The 23,312-nt window shown below is 66.1% G+C and carries 28 protein-coding genes; 11 read left to right on the forward strand and 17 right to left on the reverse strand.

Going from position 1 to position 23,312, the window contains the following annotated elements; all coding sequences use genetic code 11:
* The first annotated feature begins 60 nt into the window (after positions 1-60).
* Positions 61-900 (forward strand): pantoate--beta-alanine ligase, encoded by an 840-nt coding sequence (panC, locus tag AC07TU_RS01755; protein WP_495186195.1) that lies wholly within the window; start codon positions 61-63, stop codon positions 898-900.
* A gap of 182 nt (positions 901-1,082) precedes the next feature.
* A complete protein-coding gene (locus tag AC07TU_RS01760) occupies positions 1,083-1,379 on the forward strand; it encodes a hypothetical protein (protein ID WP_495186196.1) in 297 nt (98 codons plus the stop codon).
* 450 nt (positions 1,380-1,829) lie between these two features.
* Here the strand turns inward: AC07TU_RS01760 and topA are convergent, their stop codons facing one another.
* Entirely contained in the window at positions 1,830-4,367 is a 2,538-nt protein-coding gene (gene topA / locus AC07TU_RS01765) for a type I DNA topoisomerase (RefSeq protein WP_495186197.1), read from the reverse strand.
* Between the two features lie 136 nt (positions 4,368-4,503).
* On the opposite strand from topA, the gene AC07TU_RS01770 reads away from it, so the two are divergent.
* Positions 4,504-4,932 (forward strand): hemerythrin domain-containing protein, encoded by a 429-nt coding sequence (locus AC07TU_RS01770; RefSeq protein ID WP_495186198.1) that lies wholly within the window; start codon positions 4,504-4,506, stop codon positions 4,930-4,932.
* Between the two features lie 3 nt (positions 4,933-4,935).
* Here AC07TU_RS01770 and dprA read toward each other — a convergent pair whose 3' ends face one another.
* Positions 4,936-6,024: a DNA-processing protein DprA gene (gene dprA, locus AC07TU_RS01775; RefSeq protein ID WP_495186199.1), complete on the reverse strand. Its 1,089-nt coding sequence runs from the start codon at positions 6,022-6,024 to the stop codon at positions 4,936-4,938.
* Positions 6,017-6,622: a glycerol-3-phosphate 1-O-acyltransferase PlsY gene (gene plsY, locus AC07TU_RS01780; protein ID WP_495186876.1), complete on the reverse strand. Its 606-nt coding sequence runs from the start codon at positions 6,620-6,622 to the stop codon at positions 6,017-6,019. The genes dprA and plsY overlap by 8 nt, the downstream gene beginning before the upstream one ends.
* 79 nt (positions 6,623-6,701) lie before the next feature.
* Here plsY and murI point away from each other — a divergent pair, with 79 nt between their 5' ends.
* Together murI and AC07TU_RS01790 are read left to right on the forward strand one after the other, a co-directional pair.
* A complete protein-coding gene (gene murI / locus AC07TU_RS01785; protein ID WP_495186200.1) occupies positions 6,702-7,499 on the forward strand; it encodes a glutamate racemase in 798 nt (265 codons plus the stop codon).
* The gene (locus AC07TU_RS01790; RefSeq protein ID WP_495186201.1) at positions 7,496-9,166 is read left to right on the forward strand and encodes a hypothetical protein; all 1,671 of its coding nucleotides are present in this window, start codon (positions 7,496-7,498) and stop codon (positions 9,164-9,166) included. The genes murI and AC07TU_RS01790 overlap by 4 nt, the downstream gene beginning before the upstream one ends.
* Here the strand turns inward: AC07TU_RS01790 and AC07TU_RS01795 are convergent.
* A complete protein-coding gene (locus AC07TU_RS01795) occupies positions 9,163-9,330 on the reverse strand; it encodes a hypothetical protein (RefSeq protein WP_495186202.1) in 168 nt (55 codons plus the stop codon). The two genes, AC07TU_RS01790 and AC07TU_RS01795, sit on opposite strands and share 4 nt — an antisense overlap.
* 219 nt (positions 9,331-9,549) lie before the next feature.
* Between AC07TU_RS01795 and hemA the strand changes: the two genes are divergently transcribed.
* Together hemA and AC07TU_RS01805 are read left to right on the forward strand one after the other, a co-directional pair.
* Positions 9,550-10,791 carry a 5-aminolevulinate synthase gene (gene hemA / locus AC07TU_RS01800; protein ID WP_495186203.1) on the forward strand — a complete coding sequence of 414 codons (1,242 nt, stop codon included), beginning with the start codon at positions 9,550-9,552 and terminating at the stop codon, positions 10,789-10,791.
* Positions 10,792-10,884: 93 nt separating this feature from the next.
* Positions 10,885-11,112 (forward strand): DUF2061 domain-containing protein, encoded by a 228-nt coding sequence (locus AC07TU_RS01805; RefSeq protein ID WP_495186204.1) that lies wholly within the window; start codon positions 10,885-10,887, stop codon positions 11,110-11,112.
* Position 11,113: 1 nt separating this feature from the next.
* Here AC07TU_RS01805 and AC07TU_RS01810 read toward each other — a convergent pair whose 3' ends face one another.
* Complete coding sequence (locus tag AC07TU_RS01810) at positions 11,114-11,425, reverse strand: antibiotic biosynthesis monooxygenase family protein (protein WP_495186205.1); 312 nt, start codon at positions 11,423-11,425, stop codon at positions 11,114-11,116.
* 101 nt (positions 11,426-11,526) lie between these two features.
* Between AC07TU_RS01810 and AC07TU_RS01815 the strand changes: the two genes are divergently transcribed.
* A complete protein-coding gene (locus AC07TU_RS01815) occupies positions 11,527-12,081 on the forward strand; it encodes a hypothetical protein (protein ID WP_495186206.1) in 555 nt (184 codons plus the stop codon).
* Positions 12,082-12,090: 9 nt separating this feature from the next.
* Here AC07TU_RS01815 and AC07TU_RS01820 read toward each other — a convergent pair whose 3' ends face one another.
* From AC07TU_RS01820 to AC07TU_RS01835, 4 genes are read right to left on the reverse strand one after another with little or no spacing between them, the layout of a single operon-like run.
* Positions 12,091-12,825, reverse strand: coding sequence for a phosphatase PAP2 family protein (locus tag AC07TU_RS01820; protein ID WP_495186207.1), 735 nt, complete (start codon positions 12,823-12,825; stop codon positions 12,091-12,093).
* A complete protein-coding gene (locus AC07TU_RS01825; RefSeq protein ID WP_495186208.1) occupies positions 12,822-13,433 on the reverse strand; it encodes a DUF6445 family protein in 612 nt (203 codons plus the stop codon). Before AC07TU_RS01825 ends, AC07TU_RS01820 begins: the two co-directional genes overlap by 4 nt.
* 47 nt (positions 13,434-13,480) lie before the next feature.
* Positions 13,481-13,912: a nuclear transport factor 2 family protein gene (locus AC07TU_RS01830; RefSeq protein WP_495186209.1), complete on the reverse strand. Its 432-nt coding sequence runs from the start codon at positions 13,910-13,912 to the stop codon at positions 13,481-13,483.
* 35 nt (positions 13,913-13,947) lie between these two features.
* Positions 13,948-14,184: a hypothetical protein gene (locus tag AC07TU_RS01835; protein WP_495186210.1), complete on the reverse strand. Its 237-nt coding sequence runs from the start codon at positions 14,182-14,184 to the stop codon at positions 13,948-13,950.
* A 127-nt stretch (positions 14,185-14,311) separates the two neighbouring features.
* On the opposite strand from AC07TU_RS01835, the gene AC07TU_RS01840 reads away from it, so the two are divergent.
* A complete protein-coding gene (locus tag AC07TU_RS01840) occupies positions 14,312-15,214 on the forward strand; it encodes an aspartyl protease family protein (protein ID WP_495186211.1) in 903 nt (300 codons plus the stop codon).
* 7 nt (positions 15,215-15,221) lie between these two features.
* On the opposite strand, the gene AC07TU_RS01845 is transcribed toward AC07TU_RS01840, so the two are convergent.
* The 4 genes from AC07TU_RS01845 to arr all read right to left on the reverse strand — a co-directional run bounded on the left by AC07TU_RS01845 (position 15,222) and on the right by arr (position 17,809).
* The gene (locus AC07TU_RS01845) at positions 15,222-15,635 is read right to left on the reverse strand and encodes a VOC family protein (protein WP_495186212.1); all 414 of its coding nucleotides are present in this window, start codon (positions 15,633-15,635) and stop codon (positions 15,222-15,224) included.
* A 9-nt stretch (positions 15,636-15,644) separates the two neighbouring features.
* Entirely contained in the window at positions 15,645-16,103 is a 459-nt protein-coding gene (locus AC07TU_RS01850) for a RidA family protein (protein WP_495186213.1), read from the reverse strand.
* A gap of 32 nt (positions 16,104-16,135) precedes the next feature.
* On the reverse strand, positions 16,136-17,200 hold the full coding sequence (locus tag AC07TU_RS01855) for an outer membrane protein assembly factor BamB family protein (RefSeq protein ID WP_495186214.1): 1,065 nt from the start codon (positions 17,198-17,200) through the stop codon (positions 16,136-16,138).
* A 198-nt stretch (positions 17,201-17,398) separates the two neighbouring features.
* Positions 17,399-17,809, reverse strand: coding sequence for an NAD(+)--rifampin ADP-ribosyltransferase (gene arr / locus AC07TU_RS01860; protein ID WP_495186215.1), 411 nt, complete (start codon positions 17,807-17,809; stop codon positions 17,399-17,401).
* 105 nt (positions 17,810-17,914) lie between these two features.
* Between arr and AC07TU_RS01865 the strand changes: the two genes are divergently transcribed.
* Entirely contained in the window at positions 17,915-19,384 is a 1,470-nt protein-coding gene (locus AC07TU_RS01865) for an amidohydrolase family protein (protein ID WP_495186216.1), read from the forward strand.
* A 99-nt stretch (positions 19,385-19,483) separates the two neighbouring features.
* Complete coding sequence (locus AC07TU_RS01870; protein ID WP_495186217.1) at positions 19,484-19,900, forward strand: hypothetical protein; 417 nt, start codon at positions 19,484-19,486, stop codon at positions 19,898-19,900.
* Between the two features lie 23 nt (positions 19,901-19,923).
* On the opposite strand, the gene AC07TU_RS01875 is transcribed toward AC07TU_RS01870, so the two are convergent.
* The 4 genes from AC07TU_RS01875 to thiC form a co-directional block, all read right to left on the reverse strand.
* A complete protein-coding gene (locus tag AC07TU_RS01875) occupies positions 19,924-20,436 on the reverse strand; it encodes a 2'-5' RNA ligase family protein (protein WP_495186218.1) in 513 nt (170 codons plus the stop codon).
* 101 nt (positions 20,437-20,537) lie between these two features.
* On the reverse strand, positions 20,538-20,975 hold the full coding sequence (locus AC07TU_RS01880; protein WP_495186219.1) for a hypothetical protein: 438 nt from the start codon (positions 20,973-20,975) through the stop codon (positions 20,538-20,540).
* 82 nt (positions 20,976-21,057) lie between these two features.
* Positions 21,058-21,444 carry a ferredoxin gene (locus tag AC07TU_RS01885; RefSeq protein ID WP_495186220.1) on the reverse strand — a complete coding sequence of 129 codons (387 nt, stop codon included), beginning with the start codon at positions 21,442-21,444 and terminating at the stop codon, positions 21,058-21,060.
* On the reverse strand, positions 21,444-23,303 hold the full coding sequence (gene thiC, locus AC07TU_RS01890) for a phosphomethylpyrimidine synthase ThiC (RefSeq protein WP_495186221.1): 1,860 nt from the start codon (positions 23,301-23,303) through the stop codon (positions 21,444-21,446). The genes AC07TU_RS01885 and thiC overlap by 1 nt, the downstream gene beginning before the upstream one ends.
* Positions 23,304-23,312 lie beyond the last annotated feature (9 nt).

Genomic DNA, 23,312 nt, shown 5'->3' on the forward strand with positions numbered 1-23,312 from the left:
CCCTGGGCCTACCCCCCATAGAAGGCCGCGCTTCCCGTCCATATCCAAGGCCTCATTCGCGTGCAAACCGTCCGTCAGCTCTCCGAACTTCGTGATACCATTTCGGGATATCGTGCAGCGGGAGAGCGGATCGCGTTCGTGCCGACGATGGGCGCGCTGCACGCCGGGCATATGGCGCTGGTGACCGAGGCGAAGCTCGCCGGGAACCGCGTTGTCGTATCGATCTTCGTCAACCCGAAGCAATTCGGTCCGAACGAGGACCTCGCCAAATATCCGCGCAAGGAGCAGGTTGATTCGCGTCTGCTGAGCGATGCCGGGGTGGACCTTCTTTGGCTACCTCCGGTCGAGGTCATGTACCCCGAGGGTTATTCGACCAACATCGCGGTCTCGGGCGTCAGCGAACCGCTCGACGGTGCCGCGCGGCCGGGCCATTTCGACGGCGTCGCCACCGTGGTGGCCAAGCTGTTCAACCAGGTGAAGCCCGACGTCGCGCTGTTCGGCGAGAAGGATTTCCAGCAGCTCGCAGTGATCCGGCGGATGGTCGCCGATCTCGATTTCGACATCGACGTGCGCGGCGTGCCGACGCAGCGCGACGATGACGGTCTCGCTCTCTCCTCGCGCAACGTCTATCTGATGCCCGAGGATCGCACCGCGGCGGTGGCACTGCCGCGGGCGCTGGGCGTCGCGGCGAAGGCGATCGAGAAGGGCGAAGATGCCGATGCCGCCCTCGCGATCGCCCGCGCCTCGCTCGAGGCGGCGGGGTTCGAGATCGACTATGTCGAGCTGGCCGATGCCGAAACGCTTGGTGCGCCGGTTTCGGGCAAGCCCCGCCGCCTGCTCGCCGCCGCCCGGATCGGCGGTACGCGTCTGATCGACAACATCGCCGTCGAGGCTAGCTAATATCTACCGAGTTCGGCACCACCCTCCGCAGCCTTTCGAACGATGCTTCGCATCGCCGGAACCTTGGGCGGGGGAGCGGGCTGGTGCCGTCTTCTGAACGCAAAACGCCGTTAACGCTTTGGTTACCATGAATGCCGCAGGCTGCGTCCCATGAGGATACAGACCAAAAGTGGGGCATTATCATGGGCAACAGTCTCAAGAGCGCACAGTTCCTGATCGATAGCCGACTCGCCGACGCGGCACGGGGCAACCCGGACGCGGCCTATGAGCTTGGCATGGTCTATTCGAGCGGCGCCGCCGGTATCGATGTCGACCTGATCGAAGCGCATAAATGGTTCAACATCGCGGCGCTCAAGGGCAGCGCCCACGCGCCGTACATGCGCGCCGAGGTGGCCGAGGACATGACCGCGCGCGAGATCATCGAAGCGCAGAAACAGGCCCGCTCCTGGCTCCAGATGATCACGCTGCGCGCGGCCTGATCACCCCGCAGCGCCAGCACAGGCTTCCAGCACCTTGCGCTCCGAGTTGCGCAACGGCTTCCCGAGCGCGTGAAGACGCGGATTGTCCTGTCCGCCCCCTGGTCGATGACATCGACGACCAGTTGTCGCGCCGAGTTGGTTGCCCGATGGGCGTCCGGCTCGCTGTAGAGCCTCCGCCAGGTTCCGTGCCATCCGATCCGCCGGCCGCTGCCGCGCCGCTCGGGACCCAGCCACAGTCCCTTCGCTCGCCACGCCGCCAGACAGGACCGCAGATCTTCCGACGATGCCCGGGATTGCAGGATCAAGGGACCAAATGACGCTGGCGCCGCCTTTCCAGGCCTTGGTTCGCGATAGGACGCGAGAACGGCGACCAAGGCGAGAACCAGCAGCAGAAAGCCGGCGGGCAGATAGGTCCAATATTGCGTGGGCGGAGGCTGCCACGCCATCAGCCTAGCTCTTTTTCGCCGCAGCCTTCTTCGCCGGCGCCTTTTTCGCCGCAGCCTTCTTCGCCGGCGCCTTGCGGCCCTTCTTCTTGGCCGGCCCCGCCGCAGCCTTGGCGTCGATCAGCTGCACCGCTTCTTCGAACGTCAACGCCGCCTGATCGGCCGACTTGGGCAGAGTCGCATTGGTCGTGCCGTCGGTGAGATAGGGGCCGAAGCGCCCTTCCATCAGCTTGATCTCCGCGCCCGACTCCGGATGCGCGCCAAACACCTTCAGCGGCTCCCGGCTTGCGCCGCGTGACCGGCCGCCACCATTCGCCGCCTCGGCGAGCTTGACCACCGCAGCGTTCATGCCGGTCTCGAACACGTCCATCGTCGACGACAGTCGCGCATATTTGCCGTCATGCGCCAGATAGGGACCGTAACGGCCGATCGATGCCGTGATCGGCTTCCCGCTCTCGGGATGATCGCCGATGGTGCGCGGGAGATTGAGCAGCTTCACCGCCCAGTCGAGGTCGAATTCGGGAATATCCTTGGGGATCGAGGCACGCGCCGCCTCCTTGCCCTCGCCGCGCTGGATATACGGCCCGAATCGCCCCGAACGGCGCGAGATGTCCTCGCCCGTCACCGGATCCTGCCCGATCACTTCCGGCCCGCTGTCGCCGCCATTTTCCCCGCCCGGCTGGCCGAAGCGGCGGGTGAACTTGCACTCGGGATAGTTGGAGCAGGCGACGAACGCACCGAACTTTCCGCCGCGCAGCGCGAGGCGGCCCTCGCCGCACGACGGACAGAGGCGCGGATCGCTGCCGTCGCCCTTGTCGGGGAAGAGATAGGGTTCGAGGAACTGGTCGAGCGCCTCGGTCACCTCGCTCGGCTTGCGCTCCATCACCTCGTCGGTGCGCGGGCGGAAATCCTTCCAGAAGGCATCGAGCACCGCCTGCCATCCGGCGCGGCCGCCCGACACATCGTCCAGCTCCTCCTCAAGCCCGGCGGTGTAGTCGTAGTTGACGTATTTCTCGAAGAAGCGCTCGAGAAACGCAGTCAGCAGCCGCCCGCTCTCTTCCGCGAAGAATCGGTTCTTCTCGACGCGGACATAGGCGCGGTCCTTGAGCACCTGAATGATCGCAGCGACGGTCGAGGGGCGGCCGATACCGAGCTCCTCGAGCCGCTTGATCAGCGAAGCTTCCGAGAAGCGCGGCGGCGGCTGGGTGAAATGCTGTTCGGCATCGACGCCCTTCTTGGCGGGCGTATCGCCATTGCGGATCACCGGCAGGCGGCGCGAATCATCGTCGTCGCTGTCGTCGCGGCCTTCCTCGTACAGCGCCAGATAACCGGGGAAGATCACCACCTGGCCCGTCGCGCGCAGCGCATCCTGTCCGGTGGGCTCCTCCAGCTCGACGGTGGTACGTTCCATCCGGGCCGACGACATCTGGCTCGCCAGTGCACGCTTCCAGATCAGATCGTAGAGCTTGGCATGATCGCCCGACCCCGCCTTGTCGCGGCTGAAGTCGGTCGGGCGAATCGCCTCATGCGCTTCCTGCGCGTTCTTGGCCTTGGTCTGATACTGGCGCGGCTTGTCGGGGATGTAGCTTGCCTGATAGCGATTCACGATCGCCTTGCGCGCGGCGTCGATGGCGCTGCCGTCCATCTGCACGCCGTCGGTCCGCATATAGGTGATCGCGCCATCCTCGTAGAGCGCCTGTGCGATCCGCATCGTGTGGCTGGCTGAGAAACCCAGCTTGCGCGCGGCCTCCTGCTGCAGGGTCGAGGTCGCGAAGGGCGGCGGCGGGTTGCGCATCGCCGGCTTGGTCTCGACCGAGGCAACAGAGAATCGGCCCTGCTCCACCGCGGCCTTGGCGCGGCTCGCGGTGCCCTCGTCGCCAATCGACAGGCGGTCGAGCTTCTTGCCCTCGAAGCGGGTCAGGCGCGCGTCGAATGCGGTGCCGTCATGCTCGAGATGCGCAGTGACCGACCAATATTCCTGCGGCTTGAACAGCTCGATCTCGCGCTCGCGCTCGACGATCAGGCGCAGCGCGACCGACTGGACGCGGCCGGCCGACTTGGCGCCGGGCAGCTTGCGCCACAGCACCGGCGAGAGGGTGAAGCCGACGAGATAATCGAGCGCGCGGCGCGCACGATAGGCGTCGATCAGGTCGGTATCGAGCTGGCGCGGGTTCGCCATCGCTTCGAGGATCGCGGGCTTGGTAATCGCGTTGAAGGTGACGCGCTCGACCTCCTTGGGCAGCGCCTTCTTCTTCGCGAGCAGTTCCTGCACGTGCCAGCTGATCGCCTCGCCCTCGCGATCGGGGTCGGTGGCGAGGATCAGACGGTCGGCCTTCTTGGCCTCGTCAGTGATCGCCTTGAGCTGCTTCGCCTTGTCGGCATAGGTTTCCCAGTCCATCGCGAAACCCTCATCGGGCTTCACCGACCCGTCCTTGGGCGGCAGGTCGCGGACATGGCCATAGGAGGCCAGGACCCGATAGTCCTTGCCCAGATACTTCTCGATGGTTTTCGCCTTGGCGGGCGATTCGACGATGACCAGCTGCATGGGGTTCCGATTTGAGGCTTCGCGTATACGCGCGAGGATGGGAAGGCGCCCCGCCAGGCGTCAAGAGGCGGATGCGACGGGTTCTTAACCCATTCCGGTTATTGGATGGTGTGATTCCACCGTTAGACGAGGCGGGATGCTGTCGTTCGAGGATCTCATGCACGACCACAGCGCCATCTTTGCGGTGGTCCGGGATCTTGTGCGAGAGATCGAAGACGGCGCCGGAGCCGCGACGCTTTCCGCTAGCCTCGGGCGGCTCGATTCCCTGCTAACCCCGCACCTCGCGATCGAGGATGAGCAGATCTATCCGCTGCTGCTTGCCAGCGGCGATGCCGGCCAGCGGATCATGGCGGAGGAAGCGATCAACGCCTTCGCGTCGGTCGCCAGCGACTGGCGAAGCTTCGTCGCGCACTGGGACGAGCCCTCGATCGCCGCGCATCGCGACGGCTTCGTGACCAGCCTGCAGGCCCTGCTGGACACGCTGCAGCGACGCGTGCGAGCGGAGAATGAGATCCTCTACCCCATGGCCCTTCGCGCCGCCCATATCCGCCTGCGCGCGGCGTGAAGCTCAGCCAAGGCTCACCCGCCCACCCGCGTGCCGCTCCAGCCGCCCGGCAAGCTCGAGCTCGAGCAGCACCAGCTGCACCGCCGCAGCCTGAAGCCCAGCCTGCCGGATCAGCTCGTCGACCGGCACCGGCACCGGGCCGAGCAGCGCCTGGATCCGGCGGCGCTCGGCTTCGCCCGGCTCCGCCGCAGGTTCGCTTTCGAAGCCGCTGACGGGCGCGCGCACGGCCCGCGTGTCGATCGGACGGATCGCCTCGAGAATATCTTCGACAGTCTGCACCAGTGTCGCGCCCTCGCGGATCAGCAGATTGCATCCCTGCGCGCGCGGATCGAGCGGCGAGCCGGGCACCGCCATCACCTCGCGCCCCGCCTCCGCAGCGATCCGCGCGGTGATCAGCGAACCCGAGCGTGGCGCGGCCTCGACCACGACCGTTCCCTGCGCAAGACCCGCGATGATCCGGTTGCGCGACGGAAAATGCCGGGCGAGCGGCTCGGCGCCCGGCGGCTGTTCGGCGAGCAACAGGCCCTCGCTGGCCACCCGTTCCTGCAGATCGCGATTCTCGGGCGGGAAGGCGATGTCGATCCCGCTCGCGATCACGCCGACGGTGCCGCCGCCGATCGAGCCCTGATGTGCAGCGGTGTCGATCCCGCGCGCCAGCCCCGACACGATCGTCGCCCCGGCCTCCGCCAGTCCCTGGGCAAGCTGACGGGCGAAGCGGCAGGCCGCTGCCGACGCGTTGCGCGCGCCGACCATCGCCACGCAGGAGCGATGCAAGAGACCCAGATTGCCGCGCACGATCAGCACCGGAGGCGCTGTCTCCAGCTCGGCGAGCAGCGGCGGATAGGCGGAATCGCCGAGGAACAGATGCCGCGCGCCAAGCCTGGCCACCACGGCCATCTCGCGCCGGGCCGCACCTGAGTCGGCGATCATGGGCGCAGCGCCGCCACCGCCGCGCATCGCCAGTGCAGGCAGCGCGTCAAGCGCCGCCTCCGCGGTTCCGAAGCGGGCGATCAGCTGGCGGTAGGTAACGGGGCCGATGCGCGGGGAGCGGATCAGCCGGAGACGGGCGAGGTCAGCCTCGCCCTCACCCATTCTTTCGGCCGACGCGCGGCTCCGTCCCGGCGAGCAGCCGCGCGATATTCTCGCGGTGCTTCCACAGCACGATCAGCGCGAGCCCGAGCAGCAGCGGCACGATATCGAAGCGGCCAAAGAAAGCCGCACTTGCGGGCGCACTCACCGCCGCGAGCATGCCTGCAACCGAGGAAATACGGAGTGCCGCAAGCAAGCCGAGCCACACGGCCGCATAGACCAGCGCCGAGGGCCAATGGAGCGCGAGGACGATGCCCATCAGCGTCGCGACGCCCTTGCCGCCCCGGAATTTGAGCCAGACCGGATAGCAATGCCCGAAGAATGCGCCGGCCGCCGCGACCACGCCGTGGCCCGGCCACAGCGCCTCCGCGATCCAGATCGCTGCCGCGCCCTTGAGCAGGTCGAGCAGCAGCGTCGCCGCAGCGAGTCCCTTGCGGCCGGTGCGCAACACATTGGTCGCACCGATATTGCCCGATCCGATCGAGCGCAGATCGCCTGTGCCCGCGATCCGCGTGAGCAGCACGCCGAACGGGATCGAACCGAGCAGATAGCCCAGCAGCAGCGCCAGCGTCGGCGGTCCCCAAAGGATTTCGGTCGTCAGCGTGCTTCCCCTTGCTTGCGCCGAAGCTAGGTATTTCGATAAGCGGGCGCAACAACCCTCAAACAGGCGACCGCACCGCATGGCCGATACCCGGCCCGTCCTTTTCTTCGATTCCGGCGTAGGCGGGCTGTCAGTTCTCGCGCCTGCACGCGCACTGCTGCCGCACGCACCGCTCGTCTATGCCGCGGATAGCGCGGGCTTCCCCTACGGGACCAAGAGCGAGGAGGAGATCGCAGCGCGCGTGCCCGCGCTGCTCGGGCGGCTGGCCGAGCGGTACCGGCCGCGGCTGATCGTCATCGCGTGCAACACCGCGTCGACGATCGCGCTCGCGCATGTCCGCGCCGCGCTCGACATCCCGATCGTCGGCACCGTCCCCGCGATCAAGCCAGCCGCCTTGCTATCCAGGACGCGCGTGATCGGCGTGCTCGGAACCGAAGCGACGGTGCGCCAGCCCTATGTCGATAATCTCGCCGCGCAGTTCGCCGCGGACTGCACGGTGATCCGCCATGGCAGCGCGGAGCTGGTCCAGCTCGCCGAAGCGAAGCTGCATGGCAAGACACCCGATCCCGCACGCTTCCGCGCGGTGCTCGACGGGCTGTTCGCCCGGCCGGGCGGCGAACGGATCGATGTGATCGTCAATGCCTGTACGCATTTCCCGCTGGTCGAGGCCGAGCTTGCCGCCGTGGCGCCGCATCCCGTGACCTTTGTCGATGGCGGGCCCGGCATTGCGCGGCGAATCGCCTATTTGACCGACGGGCAGGAATGGCCGGATACCCCGCCGCCCGGCATTACGGTGTTCACCCGTCTCAACGATGCCGCGCAAGCGCTTGCGCCGGCGCTGGCAGGGTACGGGATACAGAAGATCGAAGCGCTTTGACCGGCCGCCGCGAATGGGTCTGGCTGTTGCTGGTCTGGCTGGCGGCGATGCTGATCGCGTTCCGCGACCCGGTGTGGAGCGGCTTCGATCTCGGCTTCGGCGACCGTGCGGACGGGATCATCGAGATCAGCCTGCTCGAACATTGGCGCAACGTACTGAGCGGTCATTCGCTGTGGAACACGCCGATCTACTTCCATCCGCACCCCGGCACGCTCGGCTATAATGACGGCTATTTCCTCTATGGCCTGATCTATTCCTTCTGGCGGATGTGGTTCGACCCGTTCGTATCGGACACGCTGAACGCCGCGACGTTCAAGACGATCGGCTTTGTCGCGAGCTGGTGGCTGACACGGCGGACACTGGGCTGGCAGGCGCCGGTCGCGCTGCTGGTCGCAGCGCTCTTCACCATCTGCAACAGCATGACGGTCCATGCGGTTCACGCCCAGCTCCAGAGCGTGGGACTGGTGCCAGTCGCGATGATCCTCGCAATCGGCGCAGTTCGGGCGGAGGCAAGCGGCAACCGGCGGCGCACACGGCTGACGGGCGGCGCGCTCGCGGTGCTGATGGCGGCATGGCTGGTCACCGCTTACTACATGGCGTGGTTCACCTTGTGGTTCGCCTGCGTGTTCGTGCTGTGCTGGCTGATCGCCACCGGCAACTGGCGGCCGGGCAAGGCCCTGGCGCTGCTCAAGGCCCATGCGGCAACGCTGGGAATTTGCTTCGCGATCTTTGCGGTCGGGGTGATCCCTTTCCTCACCGTCTATCTGCCCAAGGCGGGCGAGTCGGGCGGGCACGGCTATTGGAAGATGCTCGGCTATCTGGTCACGCCGATCGATCTGGTGAACACCGGACCGGCCAACCTCCTCTGGGGCTGGATCAACAGCGGGATGGGCGCGCTGCTCGGCCTGTTCGCACCCGATCCCGATCTGCCGCGCCGCGTGTTCGGGGGTGAGCATGAATCGGGCTTCCCGGTCCTGCTCTTCGTGCTGGCCGTCACCGCGCTGTGGCGCGTGTTGCGGCGGCGTGTTCCCGCCGATCCGGTGCTGTTCGCCTTTGCCATGGCGATCGCGGCGAGTTGGCTGCTGACGCTTCAGCTCTGGGTCGCTTCGCCCTGGGGAGCGGTGTTCCATCTCGTGCCGGGCGCGAAGGGGCTTCGCGTCGTGCTGCGCTACCAGATCTTCCTGGTCCTGCCCGTGCTGCTGATCGTCGCCGCGGTCTACCGGCACAGGCTGATGGCGTTGCTCGCCGAGCGGCGCGCAATCGGCATGGCCTTGGTGGCATTGCTGCTCGCCGAGCAACTCAATACCGGCTCATCGGCACAGCTCAGCCGCTCGGCCTATTGGGCGCCGCTGACCGCCATCCCCGCGCCGCCCGCGGAATGCCGCAGCTTCTACGCGGTGCAGACCCGGGTTGGGGAGCCGCTCTATCGCAGCGAGGCCATGCACGCCAAGCATCCGCATAACGACGATTCGATGCTGCTCGCGCAGATCTGGCGCGTGCCGACGCTTGGGGGCTATTCGACCTTCCAGCCACGCGACTGGGCGTTCGCCGATCCTCTGAAGTCCGATTACGATGCGCGGGTGCGCCAATATATCGGGTCGCATCGATTGACCGGCGTGTGCAGACTTGATGTCCGCGACGTTCAGCCTTGGCGTCGGGTCAGCTAGGCAGCCTCAGGCGTCGCCGACGGCGCCATCGACCGCACCCGTTCGGCATAGCGCTCGGCCATGTCGAGATGTGCACGGCGCGCGGTCAGATCCTGCGCGCGCTCCGCACAATCGCGCTCGTCGGCCTCGCGCTGTCTGAAATAGGCATAGTCATTGCGTTCCATGTCCGTCTCCCTCGATCCAAGCGGGAGTGCGATGGCTCTCAGCCGCGGAAATGCTCGGAGTCCCGTTTCTGCGGTGGTATTTCTATAGCATGAAGCCGCTATTGAGTCCCGGTAGAGGATAGGAATGCGCCAGAATCGACCGCTTCGATCGCGCTTATGGAAACAATCGCGCCCCGCCGCGCTGGCATTCGGCGAGCGAAACCGTTATCGGGGCCGGCCATGAGCACCGACACGACTCCGCGCGCCGTGGATTATTCGCGCGTCTTCACCCAGGCGATCGACCGGCTGCATGCCGAAGGCCGCTATCGGGTGTTCATCGATATCCTGCGCAACAAGGGCATGTTCCCCAACGCGCGCTGCTTCCACGGCCATAACGGGCCGAAGCCCATCACCGTCTGGTGCTCGAACGACTATCTCGCAATGGGTCAGCACCCCAAGGTGATCGCCGCGATGGAGGAAGCGCTCCATGACGTCGGCGCGGGATCGGGTGGCACGCGCAACATCGGCGGCAACACGCATTATCACGTCGACCTGGAAGGCGAACTCGCCGATCTGCACGGCAAGCAGGGCGCGCTGCTGTTCACCAGCGGCTATGTCTCGAACGAGGCAACACTGTCGACGCTCGCCAAGGTGCTGCCCGGCTGCATCATCTATTCGGACGAGCTCAATCACGCATCGATGATCGCGGGCATCCGCAATTCGGGCTGCGAGAAGCGCGTTTGGCGGCACAACGACATCGCGCATCTGGAGGAGCTGCTCGCGGCGGACGATCCCGCGGCACCCAAGCTGATCGCGTTCGAGAGCGTCTATTCGATGGACGGCGACGTCGCGCCGATCCACGCCATCTGCGACCTTGCCGACAAATATAATGCGCTGACCTATCTGGACGAGGTCCATGCGGTCGGCATGTACGGCGCGCGCGGCGGCGGGATTTCGGAGCGCGACGAAGCGGCATCGCGGCTGACGATCATCGAGGGGACGCTGGGCAAGGCGTTCGGCGTCATGGGCGGCTATATCGCCGCGGACCAGACGATCATCGACGTGATCCGCAGCTATGCCCCCGGCTTCATCTTCACCACATCGCTTTCGCCGGTACTGGTCGCGGGCGCGCTGGCGTCGGTGCGCCATCTCAAGCAATCGAGCGAGGAACGCGCCGGACAACAGGCGGCCGCCGCGAAGCTCAAGGCAATGATGGCCGAGGCCGGCCTTCCGGTGATGGACACGGTGACGCACATCGTGCCGCTGATGGTCGGCGACCCGGTCAAGGCCAAGCGGATCAGCGACATCCTGCTCGCCGAGTACGGTGTGTACGTCCAGCCGATCAACTACCCGACCGTACCGCGCGGTACCGAACGGCTGCGCTTCACGCCCGGTCCGGCGCATGACGAGGCGATGATGCGCGAGCTGACCGCCGCGCTGGTCGAGATCTGGGAACGGCTGGAGCTTCGCGCAGCGGCCTGATCGATTGGGGCGATAACTCAGGCCACATCTTCGCGTTACAGATCGATTTCCTGATGCATTAGATTGGCGGTTCCACGTCACGAGGAACCACCCATGCAACGTGATCTGCTGAAAACGCTGACCTATCTCGCGGTCCACCTGACCGTCGGCTTCAGCGTCGCCTATGCCTTTACCGGCTCGCTGGCGCTGGCGGGCGGGATCGCCCTGATCGAGCCATGCATCAACGCAGTCGCCTTCTTCTTCCACGAAAAGGCATGGAAACGCGCTGAGCAAAAGGCGGCGATCGATCCCTTCGTCCGCTCGGCAGTGGCGCACGGCTGAGCTAGCGATCGAGCAGGTCGTCGGTGACCTCCATCAGCAGCATCGGCTCGCGCGCAGTATCGGCGATGGCATCGACGAAGGCAGCGCGGGTCTCCGGCTCGTCATAGACCATCCGGGCGTCGAACGCGGCCTGCCAGGTTGCGCGGTCGGGCCATTCGGCAACGCCGATGAAGCACCCGTGATCGTCGCGATGCAGCCTCGATCCGAGCGAGCCGTATTTCGCCTGGATGAGCGCCGTGCCGCGACGCCAGGCGGCACGGAACTGCGCCTCCTTGCCCGGATGCACTTTCCACCAATAGGCCGCGACGAACATGGTGAGTCTCCCTCGACGATGAATCGCTTCGCCGCGACGAAGGTTGCGCGCCGCGCACGCCCGGCGCAGGATAGACACCGGTTTCCCCGAGGAGAATCCTGATGCGCTGCGCCGTCCCCCTGCTTGCCCTCGCCACCGCGCTGGCCGCCTGCTCGCCCGCCGCCGACACGACCAACAATGCGATCGAAGCCGATAACGGCATCCTCTCGGCCGGGCCGACGACGTCGATCAGCAATGTGGCCGAGGCCGACCTGCCCGCAGGTCTTGCCGAGCTGGTCGAGGCGACCGTGCCGGGGATGACCATCGCGGAAGCCGAGCGCAAGGAACGCGAGGGGCGGGTCTATTATGACGTCGAAGGCACACGCCCCGACGGCAGCGAAGTCGAGATCGATGTGCTTCAGGGGGCAGACGGCAAGCTGACCGCCGTCGAGGTGCAGCGAGACATCGACTGGGCCGCCGCGCCTGCGCCGGTCCGCACCGCCGCCGCGGCGAAGAAGGACGCCTTCACCCCCGAACGCGTGATCGAGAGCCGCCAGGTCGACAGTGGCGCCACGATCTACGAACTGTTTGCGCCGGGCCGCAAGGACGAACCGGCGATGGAAGTGCGCTGGCAGAACGACAAGGCAGAGGTGCTGGGCGAGCGCTGGGCGCACTGACGCGCAGCGTTACCGGCTGAGCCGCAACCGCAGCCAGCTGCCAAACGCCCACCATGCCAGCGCCCAGAGCGCGCCGAAGCTCCAGCCGGCCAGCACGTCGCTGGGCCAGTGGACGCCGAGATAGACGCGGCTCACGCCGATCGCGGCGACCAGCAGGAGTGTGACGGCGAACAGGAACCAGCGTGCGGCGCGGCGGGTGATCACCTGGATACTGAGCAAGGCGATGGTCAGATAGATGATCGCGCTGTTGGCGGCGTGGCCGCTTGGGAAACTCGCCGAACCGACCTCGACCAGATGATCGACCAGCGCGGGCCGTTCGCGCCCGACCCAGATTTTGACGGACGCGACCGCGATCGAGCCGGAGACGGTACCGGCAAAGACCAACGCCGCCGCCAGCAGATGGCGGCTGGCAATGAGAAAGCCGATGGTGACCGCCGCGGCCAGGGTCAGCACCGTCTCCCCGCCCAGCGCGGTCACGTCGATCATCGCCTGTTTGAGCCAGAGCGGTCCGGCGGGGGCGGCAAGGTTTCCGTCCTGGCGCAATGCCAGCATGATCGCGCTGTCGAATGTAAAGCAGCTGCCGCCGGCGATGGTGCGACCGAGGATCGCGAGGACCAGCACCGCCCCGGCAAGCGCTGCCATCGCGACGAGCACGAAGGGCGGATGCCGGACATCGGGCGCCGACTGGTCGGGGGTCACCGGCGCTTCGGCGATGCCCGTCAGGGAGAGCGGCGCCTCGCTCATGCCGGCGCGAAGAACATGAGATAGACCAGCCGGCCGTCGTCCGGCCCGGCGCCGAACCCGGCGGCGCTGTTATGGAACATCCACGGGCTGAACAGGATCAGCCGGTTGAAGCGCATCGGCGCGGTGAAGCTCCGTTCCCAGGCCGAAGGCTTCATCGTGTCGCGGTTGATCACGTCCGCCACGAGCGCGTCGCCCGTCGGATATCCCGCAGCGGCGACGCCGTCGAGCGTCGCCGGAACCCGCTCCAGCCCGGTGCGGCGATGCCGGTAGAAATCGGTGCCGCCACGGCAATGTTCGGGCAGGCTGAGATAGAGGATTCCCGAATAGGCGGCGGGGTCGCAATGCACCCCACTCGCCCCGCGATCATTGCGCAGCGTCAGGCGGCAATGGCCATGCAACGTGCCTGGCGCACCCGCCAGCGGGCGCCCCGCGATGCGTGAGACCGTCTCGTCGAGACCCGGGATCGGCAGCGCCCGCGCAGAGGTGACGCCCGGGAAATTCGCGCCGGCATCCTTCGCAGCCCGATCGAAGCCGAGGCCAAGTGCCTGCCGCCGCATCTCGAGCGGGTTGGCGAGGAAGTCGTCGATCATCGCAAAGGACGGCGTCATGCGCCGGGTCTGGCAAAGCCCGATGCCACGAGCAAGAGGCCCGAAGGTCAGTTTCCGCGCGGCTTCTGGTACCAGAGCGCGTTGACGATGATCCAGCGCTCGCCAAACTTGCCGAGGTGGAAATAGTCCACGAACCATGGCGTTTCCGCGCGCGCCACCGCCGCGTTGCCCGCCACGTCGAGAACCCGGCACGATCGGTTCCACTGTGCCTTCGGCGTCTTGAGCGCGCCCTGCCGGGTCAGGTCGACCAGCTCCTCCTTGCTCATCCGGCGCAGCCCAAGCTTCTCGTCAGGCGTGTCGCCGAGCACCCGGCGCTTCGCGAGATCCGGATGCAGCGCACGGGCCACGCGCGCGGGATCGCCTTCGAGCTGACCATCGAGATAGTCGAAGCAAGTCGCTTCGATCGCGGTTCGAGCTGCGGGGTCGATTGCCCCTTGCTGCGCAGCAGCGGCGGCAAACAGAGCAAGGGCGAGGCTCATCGATCGACTCCGGAAAGCAACAGAACAGAACCGCCTTAGTTCGGGTGCTTGTGTGTCGGCGTCGGAGTCGGGGTGGGCGCCAGATCGGCACCGCCCACCCCGCTGAACGGCTTGACGTGCCCGCCACTGCCGCCCGGTTTCGGGCTGGGCGTGGGAGTCGGCTTGGGCTTGGGCGTCGCCTGCGGGGCCGGCACGGCGGCACTGGAAACGGCCGGCGCCGTCGCAAGGGCGGCAAGCGACGCGGTAGCGGCAAGCAGGGCGAGACGGCGCATGGAGCAAGCCTTTCGATGGAAAGGCCGGCTTCGTACCATGTACGGTGGCCCGCCGCCAAGACGCCCCCCGATTGACCGCATCTTCCGTATCAGCGCATTAGAACAGCAAGTCACATGGAGCGGTGAAATGGTCGGAAGCGGCGGAGCGAGGGCGGTGATGGCGGCGGCACTGTGCCTGACGGGTGCACAAGCGGCGCTCGCTGCAGAGGAGCCGGCGGTCTGCGCACTGGTGGATAGCACCCGTAACAACGCGCTGGTGCAAGTGCCGTTCGAGGTGGTCGATGGCCGCATCTATGTCCAGGCAAAGGTCGATGGCGCGGGCTCGTTCCGCTTTGCGGTCGATACCGGTGCGAGCGGCATGGGCCGTGCCGACGCGAGTCTGGTCAGGCAGCTCGGCCTGCCGGTCGCAGGCGAAGGCGAAGGCGAAACATCGGACGGGGTCGCGACGGCAAAGGTCGAGATGACGCGGTTCGCGACGCTCGAGCTGGGCGGACTGGTGCGCCGCGACCTCAATGTGATCACGCGCGACTATGGCAGCCGCCTCGCGCCCGAAGCGAAATTTGCGGGGATTATCGGCCGCGATTTCTTCAGCGATGGTCTCTTGGTGATCGACTATCCGGCACGCCTGCTGACATTCAGCCGCAGCCCCGGTCTGACGCGCGGCGCGGCGGGCGTGCTTAGCTATGACCGCCCGTTCCGCGTGCCGGTGACGATCGATGGCGTGACCGCCGAAGCCAATCTGGACACCGGCGCCAATGTGAGCTTCGTGCTGCCCAGGGCACTGTTCGATCGCGTTTCGGGCGGCGCCGTCACGGCAGCAACCACGAGCCATCTGACCAATACCACCGTCGATACCGGGCGGGCGACGGTACGCGGCCCGTTTCGTATCGGTGCGGCAAGCCTGTCCGATGTCGAGGTGCGCGTCTCGGATCGCTATCCCGAGCTGCTCGCCGGGGCACATGCGTTGCAGCATTTTGCTATCCTGATCGATCAGCGCTCCAGAAGCGTGGCGCTGTGTCCCGCGGGGTGAGCCGCAGCTAGGACGCGGTGCTGCCTGAGGAGAATTCGATCAGGTCCCAAAGGTTGCCGTAGAGATCACGGAACACGGCGACCTTGCCATAGGACTGTACCGCCGGGGGCCTCACCCATTCGATGCCCGCGGCGGTGTAGGCGGCATGATCGCGGTCGAAATCGTCGGTGGCCAGGAACAGGAAGACTCGCCCGCCCGCCTGATCGCCGATGAAGCGCGCCTGTTCCAGCGTCGCGGCGCGGGCAAGCAGGATGGTCGCGGCGTCGTCCGGCGCGCCGGGCGGGCGGATCGTCACCCAACGCTTGCCCTGCCCGGGCTGGTAGCTGTCCTCGACCAGCTCGAACCCGAGCTTGCCGACATAGAAAGCGAGCGCTTCGTCATAGTCGCGGACGACAAGGGCGATGTGAGCGAGATGGGGCATGCGCGAACCCTATTTGGTCCTTCTGGCGACCACCTTAATCTCGACCAGCCCCTTGTCGGGGACAAGCCGGTCGACGTCGATCGCGGTCCAGGCGGGATAGGGCGCGGTGACGTAGCGCGACTTGACCTTGACGAAGGCATCGAGCTGGGCCGGGAGATCGGTGTGATAGGTGGTCATCTCGATTACATCGTCCCAGCTTGAGCCTGCGCGTTTGAGGATGTCCCCGATCTGCCGGAATGCGCGGTCATAGGCGGCGGAGGCATCGGTCTCCTCTCCCCACAATCCGGCGACCACGCCGGAAAGATAAACGGTGTCGCCGTGCGTCACCGCCTCGGCAAACCCCCATTGCTGATGCGCGGCATCGCGGCCTGGCGGCGGCATCAATACCTGCGCGGGATCGCGCTTCGCCTGGGCAGGCGTGGCGACGGCGGCAAGCGCAGCGGTGAGGACGGCAAGCCGATTCATCATGGAGTCCCATTTCCTGTTACGCATCGCGCACCTCATTCCTTGAGCGCATAGATCCGGCCATCGAGCGCGCCGACATAGACAATCCCGCCCTCGATCACCGGCGAGCCCATTACGCCGCCGGTGACATACCCCTGGGTCGGCCGGGGCGTGAAGCGCCACTTCTGGCGGCCGCTCGCGGCATCGACGGCGAAGAAACCGGACTTGAGCGTCACGCCCTCGAAATAATAGGGATGCGCGCTGATCGCGCCGGCATAGAGGGTTCCGTTGGCGAGCACCGGGGTCGCCCAGACCCAGCCACCGGCCTTGAACTGCCAGACCTCACGCCCGCTGTCCGCGGCGATCGCGGAAAGCTTGAGCGAGTCCGAGCTGCCCACATAGAAGAAGCCATTGGCGGCAAGCGCCGAGGATTCGACCCACGAGCCATCGGTATAATCGTGCCGCCACGCTTCCTTGCCCGTGTCTACGTCATAGGCGATCAGCCGCGCACTACGGCTGCCGACGACCACACGCCCGCGATCGACCGCAGGCGTCGACTGGACGACGCCGCCGGTGTCGGCGCGCCAGAGGACTTTCCGTGTCGCCAGGTCGACCGCGTAGAGATGATCGTCCCACCCGCCGAAAAAGACCCGGCCTCCGGCGATGACCGGCGTACTGCGGATCGCGTCGCCCGTCCCGACGCTCCAATCGAGCTTGCCGGTCGCGACGTCGATGACGAACAAGGTACCGCTGAGCGAGCCCGCATAGGCTTTTCCTGCATGCACCACCGGCGAGGATTGGAGAAAATCGAAATAGGGCGTGTCCGGCGACGGCGGGCGGCGATGCAGATCGCGCGCCTTGAGATCGAAGCGCCACCGCTCGCGCCCGGACATGCGGTCGACGGCATAGAGGAAGCCGTCGTCGCTTGAGACGAGGATGCGGTCGCCGACAATGGCAGGCTGTGAACGGATTGCGCCACCGGTCGCAAACGTCCATCGGAGTTTGCGGCTGGCCGTGTCGAGCGCGTAGAGGCGGCGATCGTCGCTGCCGAAATAGAGCATGCCCGCCTCGTGGGTGAGCGATCCCCAGATCTGCCCGCCGGCGCGGAACTCCCACAACACGCTCCCCGGCTGGACTGCCCCCGGTTGGACTGGCGAAGCGTGGACGGCACCACCGAACCCGCAGAACATGAGTATCAACGCCAACAATCGCCGCGCCACAAATCCCCTCCCTCGATTTTCGCGACCCGTGTTTCAGAGGAAGGGCTGGCCGTCAATTGGTACTAAAGTGGAGTCATCCCTTATATCGCGCGAGAAAAGCTAGTCGATCGCTTCGATCCCCTGCGCCTTCAGGCGCGCGAGGTGCTCCTTCATCGCCTGAAGCTGTTCGGGCGGGTGACCTTGCCATTCCGCGACCTCGCTAATCACCCGCAGCGGTTGCCGGGAACGATAGGATTTGGTCGGATTGCCCGGAAATTTGGCGTCGGTCAGGTTGGGATCATCGACGAATTCCCCGGTCGGCTCGACGATGTAGATCCGCTCGCGCTCCTCACCCGCCGCGAGTTCGCACCCCCAGATCGCCGCATCGAGCGTCGCCGAGAAATAGATCCACGGCGCCGCTGCCCCCTCGCCATAATTCGAGGCATAGCCGGGGACGAGCAGATCGCCGGCCGCGAGATCGGCACGGGTGCCATGATAATAGGGCGGAGTGGCGTCCCTGGCATAGGTCATGCCGCATCCTAACGCACAAGGCGGGACGCGCCACTCCCCATGCTTGCGTGATATGGTGATATAATGCAGTAAGTCACATTGTCTGTCAGCAAGAGGGGGCTCTCTTTGACTTACCGCACGATGTTTACCCTGCTGCTCGCTGCAGCGGCCGCACCGGCCGCCTATGCGCAGAGCGGTGACCCCGCCGATCTGGTCATCACCAACGTGACCGTCATCGATCCCGAGACCCGCAAGATCAGCCCGGCACAGGAGATCGTCATCGACGATGGCCGTATCGTTTCGATCCGGAAGGGAACGAAGCGCGTGACTCGTGCGAAATCGACGATCGACGGCACCGGCAAGTTCGCCATCCCGGGCCTGATGGACATGCATGTCCACGCCAATCTGAAGCCGCTGCACAAATCCACGCTGGCGCTGATGCACGCCAACGGCATCACCGGCGCGCGCGACATGGCGAGCGATTGCCACAGCGAAAAGGGCATCGCCATGTGCATCGGCGAGATGCGCAAGGCGGCCGCCGCGATTGACGCCGGCACGCTGACCGGCCCGCGTCTGCTGGCACTCTCCACGATGAAGATTCAGTCGGCGGGCGCGCCCAAAGATCCCGCCGATCCGCGCGCACGCTTCTTTCCGCAGAACCCCGAACAGACCGCTGCACTGATCCCCGTGCTGCTGGAGCGCAAGCCCGACGTCATCAAGATGGGCGACGTCATCGATACCGCCTCGTACAAGCTGCTGCTCGAAGCGGCGCGCGCCAACCGGATCGAGGTGAGCGGACATCTTCCCGCGCAGCTGAGCGTCCGGCAGGCAGCGGAGATGGGGCAGCGGTCGATCGAACATGCCCGCGACCTGCCGCTCGACTGTTCAGCCTATGGGGCCACCTACCGCGCCTTCTTCGCCAAGCCGGCGGGTGATGCGCAGCGTCCGTCCCCGATCGATCGGGCGAAGCAGGCGGTGGAGACGCAGGATGCGACGCTGTGCAGCGAACAGATCGCGGCGATGCGGCGCCACGGCACCTTCTACGTACCGACCCATCTGACGCGGCAGATGGACTATCGCGCCTCCGACCCCGCCTATCGCGCCGATCCGCGCATGGCCTGGATCCCGGCACAGCAGAAGCAGATGTGGGACCGCGACCTCGACCGATTCAAATCGACCACGCCCGATCAGGCCGCGGCGCTGGGCGAGTTCTTCCGTCTCGGCCTCAGGCTGACTGGGCAAGCACACCGCGCAGGCGTGAAGGTCATGGCCGGGACCGACACCGGCGACACGATGGTGTTCCCGGGCTTCAGCCTGCACGACGAACTGGCCCTGCTGGTCGAGGCAGGACTGTCGCCGATGGACGCGCTGCGCACCGCGACCACGGTTCCCGCCGACTATCTGCGCCGCAGCAAGGATTTCGGCGGGCTATCCAGAGGCAAGGCCGCGGATATCGTGTTGCTAGATGCCAATCCGGCCGCAGATATCGGCAATACGAAGCGGATCGCCTATGTCATCCAGAACGGTCGCGTGTCGAACCGGGCGGCGCTCGACGCGATCTTGGCCGAGACGCGGGTCGCCGAGGCGGCAAAATAGCGGACAGGGTTTCGTTTCCGCCTTATCGCTTGCATTCCGGAATGAGATTTTGTCTCATTGAGCACACGAAGGGCCGCTGCGGCCGGGTTGGGGGAAACCATGTTCGATACGCTTCCGGATCTGTTGCTGCGCCATCGCCTCTGGGTGGGGCTGGCGGCGATCGCGCTCGCCGCGGCCACCTGGGCGATCGACCTTACCGGCCTGGTCTATGCCTGCCCCTATTGCCGGGTGCAGCGCACAGTGATCGGGCTGCTCGGGCTGCTACTGCTGTTGCCCAACCCGGCGCATTGGCTGATCCGCTACCTGTCGGCGGTGTTCGCGGTGTTCGGCCTCTCCGTCGGTGCGACCCAGCATTTCCGCGGCTGGGCCAAGATCTTCAAGGGCGAGTTCAGCTGGGGCCAGCAATGGTATGTCAACGCCTGGGCGCTGTCGGGCTTCGCGCTGTTCATCATCACCGGGCTGTTGCTGCTGATCTGGCGGTGGAAGCGCATCGAGGCGGCTGAACCGGCGAGCTGAAGGCGCGCCGCGCGAAGGCGGCGTCAGCCGCCATCCCGGCGCAGCGGCCAGCGACCATGCTCCACATGCATGGTCTTGCCGACGACGCTTTCCATCAGCAGGATTTCATCGACGAGCCAGCCGATCGCCGGAATTTTCTGCGCGCCGAGCCGGTCGCCGCGATAATTGATCGTGACATGCGGTTCGGGCGTCGTGCCGAGCGTGAGCGGGGCCTTGTGCTCCAGCAGGTGACGAACGAGCGCCGTCTGGAAGGCGCGGGCCTGCGTCAACGGGTCGCGGGTACGCAGCGTCACCGCCTTGCGATTCTCGATCCGGTCGAAGGCGACCGGAAAGGCCGGACCGTCGAAGCTGTCGAGCGCGGCGATCACTTGCGCCAGCCATTCGGGCCGGGCGTAGTGGAGATCGAACAGCGAGACGAGGGTGACGTGGAGCAGATCCGGGCCGCGCGAAGGATCGTTGCGCGGGAGCGCAGTGATCCTGACCTGCGCCTCAGGCGGAGGCTTGGCCATGATGTAGAGCGGGTTGCGAGCGCGCATGGGAACCTATGTAACGCGCTCGGGCCGACACGGTTCATGAAGACGGCGTTTCCCGTAGCGGTACCACCGCACCTGAAGAACCGGACTCTGCCTGCTCACACTCACCAGACCTCCAGCACCGTCTCGTACTCCCCGCCCGCGCGCTGGCTGTGCCAGGCCTTGAAGCGGATACGGGTGGGGATGATGCTGGTGCCCTTATAGTCGGGCGTGATGCGCATCTGGTCGATCGCCTCTTCCTCTACGTCCTTTTCGAGCACGCTGATCAGCAGCGAGCGCGCCTCGGCCGCCTCCGGGGTGATGTAGACGATATTGTACCGCTCCTTCGCCGGGCCACCGAGCTCGGTGGGGAAGAGATGGATCTTCATCAGCCTGCCCTCACGGACGAGGCGGTTGGCGGCGGCCTTGGTGGTGATGGTGGTGAAATCGGTAGCTTCCGGTACGCGGCCCTTCTCCTGTGCTACCGCCGCAGCCCCGAAGATCAGTGCGCCGAACACAAGCGTTATGCCGGCGAGCGCCAGCGCCAATCGTCCCCATCGCATAGCGTGTCTCCCGATGCGAATGTCGGAAGACTAGTAGCATTCGCCTCGGAAATGGAGGCAAGCTGATCCGTTTCGGAGATGACTACCGCGGCGGTTCGCCGGGGGGATCGATCTGATCGCCCAGCCCCGCCTCGCGCAGGCGGCCGGCCCAATCGGGACGGCAGGTGCGGACGCGGATGCAGTCAAGGTCAGCGACTTCCATCGCCTGGAGCATGCGGCCGAACTCGGCATCGGTTTCCGGCTGGCGGGCGACGAAGCAATGGGGGTTGCTGTCGCCGTCCGGGGTCCATGCCAGCAGGTCCGGCGCGATCTCCTCCCACACGCCGCAGGTGATGCAGCAGCCGTCCTCCACATAGAACGCCCCCGGCACATTGGCCGGGTGCGGCGGGCGGGGAGAAGATGCGGCGTCGCTGCGAAAGCTGTTCCCGAACCGGCCGAGCCAGTGGAGGATCGCAGCGACGCGCGACATCAATCGTGCTCGCGGTCGCCCTGACCCATGTACAGCTCGCGCCCGGTCTCGTTGTAGAGCTGCGACATCGCCTGCATCCCGGCTTCGGCTTCCTCGGCCGCGACAAAGGTTTCGACCGGGGCGTTCTGCTTGGCGGCGAAGTCCCTTACCTCCTGCGTGATCTTCATCGAGCAGAATTTGGGGCCGCACATCGAACAGAAATGCGCGGTCTTGGCGCCTTCGGCCGGGAGCGTCTGGTCGTGATATTTCTCGGCCGTGTCGGGATCGAGCGAGAGGTTGAACTGGTCGCGCCAGCGGAATTCGAAGCGGGCGCGGCTGAGTGCATCGTCGCGCATCTTGGCCGCCGGGTGCCCCTTGGCGAGATCGGCGGCATGGGCGGCGAGCTTGTAGGTCACCACGCCGACCTTGACGTCGTCGCGGTCGGGGAGGCCGAGATGCTCCTTGGGCGTGACGTAGCAGAGCATCGCCGTGCCGTACCAGCCGATCATCGCGGCGCCGATGCCGCTGGTGATATGGTCATAGCCCGGCGCGATGTCGGTGGTGAGCGGCCCCAAGGTGTAGAAGGGCGCCTCGCCGCAGGCCTGCAGCTGCTTGTCCATATTCTCCTTGATCTTGTGCATCGGGACGTGTCCGGGACCCTCGATCATCACCTGAACATCCTGTTCCCAGGCGCGCTTGGTGAGCTCGCCCAGCGTATAGAGCTCGGCGAACTGCGCCTCGTCATTGGCGTCCGCGATCGAGCCGGGGCGCAGGCCGTCGCCGAGCGAATAGGCGATGTCGTACGCCTTCATGATTTCGGTGATCTCGTCGAACTTCTCATAGAGGAAGCTCTCGCGATGGTGCGCCAGGCACCATTTCGCCATGATCGATCCGCCGCGGCTGACGATGCCGGTGACGCGCTTGGCGGTCATCGGGATATAGGGCAGGCGCACGCCGGCATGGATCGTGAAATAGTCGACGCCCTGTTCGGCCTGCTCGATCAGCGTGTCGCGGAAGATCTCCCAGGTCAGGTCCTCGGCGATACCGCCGACCTTCTCGAGCGCCTGGTAGATCGGCACGGTGCCGACCGGGACCGGCGAGTTGCGCAGGATCCATTCGCGGGTGTCGTGGATGTTGCGGCCGGTGGAGAGGTCCATGATCGTGTCGGCGCCCCAGCGGATCGCCCACACCATCTTGTCGACTTCCTGCGCGACGTCGGACGCGACGGCGGAGTTGCCGATATTGGCGTTGATCTTGACCAGGAAGTTGCGGCCGATCGCCATCGGCTCGGATTCGGGGTGGTTGATGTTGTTGGGGATGATCGCGCGGCCGCGGGCGATCTCGTCACGGACGAACTCGGGCGTCACATAGTCGGGGATCGAAGCGCCCCAGTCCTGACCGTCGCGGACATATTCCTTGAGCATCTCGCGACCGAGATTTTCGCGGGTCGCGACATATTCCATCTCGGGCGTGATGATGCCGCGGCGGGCATAGTGCATCTGCGAAACGTTGGCGCCGGCCTTGGCGCGGAGGACGCGCTTGCGGACATTGGGGAAGGGCTGGACGCCGCCCGAACGATCGGGGCCGAGCTGGCCGTTATCCTCGGGACGGACCTCGCGCTGGGCGACTTCCTCGACATCGCCGCGGTTGCGGATCCAGTCGCGGCGGAGCTCGGGCAAGCCGGCCATGATGTCGATACGGGCTTCGGGGTCGGTATAGGGGCCGGAGCAGTCATAGACGCGCAGCGGCGGCTCGCCCGAGGAGGGTTCGAGGTGAATCTCGCGCATCGCGACGCCGAGCGGACCGACATGGATCTTCTTGCTGCCGCGGATCGGGCCGGTGGTGACCTTCAGCTCGGTGCGGGCGGGGATATCGGCCATTCGTCACTA

The organism is Sphingomonas sp. GW821-FHT03E12 (assembly GCF_059420685.1).